The organism is Arthrobacter pasteuri (assembly GCF_054510955.1).
Map to the genome: position 1 here is coordinate 1 of NZ_JBTNDO010000007.1, position 5,479 is coordinate 5,479.

Here is a 5,479-nt window from a genome sequence, read left to right on the forward strand (position 1 = left end):
TGATCTTCACCCTCCCTGGTTCCGCCTGGGGTGTGCAGGTCCGTTACGGGGGTGCCCGTTGCCGGGTGCCCTTGTGGGGTTCCTGTCCGCCCGTGGGTGGGGGTGGGTGTGTGGTGTAAGTTATCGGCTTATTAGTACCGGTCAGCTTCACAGGTCTTTCGTCCCTGCTTCCACATCCGGCCTATCAACCCAGTGGTCTGGCTGGGGGCCTCTCACACTCGAGGTGTATGGAAATCTCATCTTGAAGCAGGCTTCCCGCTTAGATGCTTTCAGCGGTTATCCCATCCGAACGTAGCTAATCAGCGGTGCACTTGGCAGTACAACTGACACACCAGAGGTTCGTCCGTCCCGGTCCTCTCGTACTAAGGACAGCCCTTCTCAAATTTCCTGCGCGCGCAGCGGATAGGGACCGAACTGTCTCACGACGTTCTAAACCCAGCTCGCGTACCGCTTTAATGGGCGAACAGCCCAACCCTTGGGACCTACTCCAGCCCCAGGATGCGACGAGCCGACATCGAGGTGCCAAACCATGCCGTCGATATGGACTCTTGGGCAAGATCAGCCTGTTATCCCCGAGGTACCTTTTATCCGTTGAGCGACGGCCATTCCACAATGTGCCGCCGGATCACTAGTCCCGACTTTCGTCCCTGCTTGAGATGTCTCTCTCACAGTCAAGCTCCCTTGTGCACTTACACTCGCCACCTGATTGCCAACCAGGCTGAGGGAACCTTTGGGCGCCTCCGTTACTTTTTAGGAGGCAACCGCCCCAGTTAAACTACCCATCAGGCACTGTCCCTGACCCGGATTACGGGCCGAAGTTAGATATCCAGAGTGACCAGAGTGGTATTTCAACGATGACTCCACGTGAACTGGCGTCCACGCTTCACAGTCTCCCACCTATCCTACACAAGCCACACCGAACACCAATACCAAACTATAGTGAAGGTCTCGGGGTCTTTCCGTCCTGCTGCGCGTAACGAGCATCTTTACTCGTACTGCAATTTCGCCGAGTTTATGGTTGAGACAGCGGGGAAGTCGTTACTCCATTCGTGCAGGTCGGAACTTACCCGACAAGGAATTTCGCTACCTTAGGATGGTTATAGTTACCACCGCCGTTTACTGGGGCTTAAATTCCCAGCTTCGTCCCACGCAAGCGTGAAACTAACCGGTCCTCTTAACCTTCCAGCACCGGGCAGGAGTCAGTCCGTATACATCGTCTTGCGACTTCGCACGGACCTGTGTTTTTAGTAAACAGTCGCTTCCCCCTGGTCTCTGCGGCCCTGATCCGCTCCGGTGAGCTAGTCACCATCACGGTTGGGGCCCCCCTTCTCCCGAAGTTACGGGGGCATTTTGCCGAGTTCCTTAACCATAATTCTCTCGATCGCCTTAGTATTCTCTACCTGATCACCTGTGTCGGTTTGGGGTACGGGCGGCTGGAACCTCGCGCCGATGCTTTTCTCGGCAGCATAGGATCACCAAATTCCCCCATACGGGGGTCCCATCAGATCTCAGGCTCGTGATCGAACACAAGGACGCGGATTTGCCTACGTCCTGCCCTACATCCTTAGACCGGGACAACCATCGCCCGGCTTGGCTACCTTCCTGCGTCACACCTGTTAATACGCTTACCTCCCGAGATCAGGTCCCGCGATCCACAAAAAACCACGTCACCACAAGGGTGGGCGGTCATGCTTCTGGCGGTTAGTATCCCTCGATCAGTATTGGCGGTTCTTCGCCGGTACGGGAATATCAACCCGTTGTCCATCGACTACGCCTGTCGGCCTCGCCTTAGGTCCCGACTTACCCAGGGCAGATTAGCTTGACCCTGGAACCCTTGATCATTCGGCGGACGGGTTTCTCACCCGTCTTTCGCTACTCATGCCTGCATTCTCACTCGTGTAGGCTCCACCGCTGGTTTACACCGCGACTTCACTGCCCACACGACGCTCCCCTACCCATCCACACCCTTGAACCAGGAGAACAAGTCTCCGGCTTAGGTATATATGTGAATGCCACAACTTCGGCGGTGTACTTGAGCCCCGCTACATTGTCGGCGCGGAATCACTTGACCAGTGAGCTATTACGCACTCTTTCAAGGGTGGCTGCTTCTAAGCCAACCTCCTGGTTGTCTGGGCAACTCCACATCCTTTCCCACTTAGCACACGCTTAGGGGCCTTAGTTGGTGGTCTGGGCTGTTTCCCTCTCGACTATGAAGCTTATCCCCCACAGTCTCACTGCTGCGCTCTCACTTACCGGCATTCGGAGTTTGGCTGACGTCAGTAACCTTGTAGGGCCCATTAGCCATCCAGTAGCTCTACCTCCGGTAAGAAACACGCAACGCTGCACCTAAATGCATTTCGGGGAGAACCAGCTATCACGAAGTTTGATTGGCCTTTCACCCCTACCCACAGCTCATCCCCTCCATTTTCAACTGAAGTGGGTTCGGTCCTCCACGACGTCTTACCGTCGCTTCAACCTGGCCATGGGTAGATCACTTCGCTTCGGGTCTAGATCACGCCACTCTGCTCGCCCTATTCAGACTCGCTTTCGCTACGGCTTCCCCACACGGGTTAACCTCGCGACGTAACACTAACTCGCAGGCTCATTCTTCAAAAGGCACGCCGTCACAGAAACAAGTCTGCTCCGACGGTTTGTAGGCACACGGTTTCAGGTACTATTTCACTCCCCTCCCGGGGTACTTTTCACCTTTCCCTCACGGTACTGGTCCGCTATCGGTCATCAGGGAGTATTTAGGCTTACCAGGTGGTCCTGGCAGATTCGCACGGGATTTCTCGGGCCCCGTGCTACTTGGGATCCTCTCCAAACGGCGTCACGCATTACGGTTACGGGACTAACACCCTCTCCGGCCGGGCTTTCAAACCCGTTCACCTATACGCACGCACACATTTCACCAGTCCGGCAGAACTGGAACGGAAAGTCCCACAACCCCAGTGATGCAACGCCCGCCGGCTATCACACACCACTGGTTTAGCCTGATCCGCGTTCGCTCGCCACTACTGACGGAATCACTATTGTTTTCTCTTCCTGTGGGTACTGAGATGTTTCACTTCCCCACGTTCCCTCCACGTACCCTATGTGTTCAGATACGGGTCACCCGGTCACTCGCGCGCCGGGCGGGGTTTCCCCATTCGGACATCCTGGGATCAAAGTTCGGTTATCAACTCCCCCAGGCTTATCGCAGATTCCCACGTCCTTCATCGGCTCCTGATGCCAAGGCATCCACCGTGTGCCCTTAAAAACTTGACCACTAAGATCAAAAAACATATCGAGAAAACCAGGAACGGACTTGCGTCCGAAACCAGATTTATCTTAGAAATTGCTTCTTTTTAAGATGCTCGCGTCCACTATGCAGTTCTCAACCAACAACCCCGTCACACCCGCACACCCAACCCCACCAAAGGAGAACCAGGGCGCACGACCTGCGCGGGAAACCAGAAACAACACGCACCCCACCCCACCGGGAACCACACCCTGCGCCGGCACGCCCCCCGACCCACCCTGCAACGGACAAAACCATCACACGGGAAAACCGGGACACGCACCCACCAGGACACGACACCACGACAAGAAGGAGCCCTGTTATCTCAGGACCCAACAGTGTGCCAAACACCACGACCACGATCACGACCACCCACCCGCGTTCCACGCACCCACCAGACACCCCCCCGCACACACCAGGACACGATTACCTCGTCCCTGCCATGCACCGAAGACGCCGACGCGCACAGTACTAACAGCCAGGCGGCCACCACGGCCGCACCTATCCGTTGATATTCCACCCATGAGCACCCACCGCGGAACAAACGCCCGCGCTATGGGCTGACTCCTGCAGGCCACACACCCACCACAGAGGATGGGACACATGAACCTGAGGCGCTCCTTAGAAAGGAGGTGATCCAGCCGCACCTTCCGGTACGGCTACCTTGTTACGACTTAGTCCCAATCGCCGGTCCCACCTTCGACGGCTCCCTCCCACAAGGGGTTAGGCCACCGGCTTCGGGTGTTACCAACTTTCGTGACTTGACGGGCGGTGTGTACAAGGCCCGGGAACGTATTCACCGCAGCGTTGCTGATCTGCGATTACTAGCGACTCCAACTTCATGAGGTCGAGTTGCAGACCTCAATCCGAACTGAGACCGGCTTTTTGGGATTAGCTCCACCTCACAGTATCGCAACCCTTTGTACCGGCCATTGTAGCATGCGTGAAGCCCAAGACATAAGGGGCATGATGATTTGACGTCGTCCCCACCTTCCTCCGAGTTGACCCCGGCAGTCTCCCATGAGTCCCCGGCATAACCCGCTGGCAACATGGAACGAGGGTTGCGCTCGTTGCGGGACTTAACCCAACATCTCACGACACGAGCTGACGACAACCATGCACCACCTGTAAACCGGCCACAAGTGGCTGACACATCTCTGCATCATTCCGGTTCATGTCAAGCCTTGGTAAGGTTCTTCGCGTTGCATCGAATTAATCCGCATGCTCCGCCGCTTGTGCGGGCCCCCGTCAATTCCTTTGAGTTTTAGCCTTGCGGCCGTACTCCCCAGGCGGGGCACTTAATGCGTTAGCTACGGCGCGGAAAACGTGGAATGTCCCCCACACCTAGTGCCCAACGTTTACGGCATGGACTACCAGGGTATCTAATCCTGTTCGCTCCCCATGCTTTCGCTCCTCAGCGTCAGTTACAGCCCAGAGACCTGCCTTCGCCATCGGTGTTCCTCCTGATATCTGCGCATTTCACCGCTACACCAGGAATTCCAGTCTCCCCTACTGCACTCTAGTCTGCCCGTACCCACCGCAGATCCGGGGTTAAGCCCCGGACTTTCACGGCAGACGCGACAAACCGCCTACGAGCTCTTTACGCCCAATAATTCCGGATAACGCTTGCGCCCTACGTATTACCGCGGCTGCTGGCACGTAGTTAGCCGGCGCTTCTTCTGCAGGTACCGTCACCAACCCCGAAGGACCGGCTTCTTCCCTACTGAAAGAGGTTTACAACCCGAAGGCCTTCATCCCTCACGCGGCGTCGCTGCATCAGGCTTGCGCCCATTGTGCAATATTCCCCACTGCTGCCTCCCGTAGGAGTCTGGGCCGTGTCTCAGTCCCAGTGTGGCCGGTCACCCTCTCAGGCCGGCTACCCGTCGTCGCCTTGGTAGGCCATTACCCCACCAACAAGCTGATAGGCCGCGAGTCCATCCAAAACCACAAAAGCTTTCCACCAACATGGCATGCGCCAGAAGGTCGTATCCAGTATTAGACCCGGTTTCCCAGGCTTATCCCAGAGTCAAGGGCAGGTTACTCACGTGTTACTCACCCGTTCGCCACTAATCCCCCCACAAGTGAGGTTCATCGTTCGACTTGCATGTGTTAAGCACGCCGCCAGCGTTCATCCTGAGCCAGGATCAAACTCTCCGTAAATGCATTACAGACACAAGGACACCACCCGGGAAAACGGGC

General features: G+C 56.4%; 2 rRNA genes. Both read right to left on the minus strand.

What is annotated here, in order from left to right:
- Positions 1 to 110: 110 nt before the first annotated feature.
- Positions 111 to 3,267 (minus strand): 23S ribosomal RNA (locus ACX80H_RS16425).
- 638 nt (positions 3,268 to 3,905) lie between these two features.
- Positions 3,906 to 5,440: ribosomal RNA gene (locus ACX80H_RS16430) — 16S ribosomal RNA — on the minus strand.
- Together the 16S and 23S rRNA genes form the textbook arrangement of a ribosomal RNA operon.
- Positions 5,441 to 5,479: the final 39 nt, after the last annotated feature.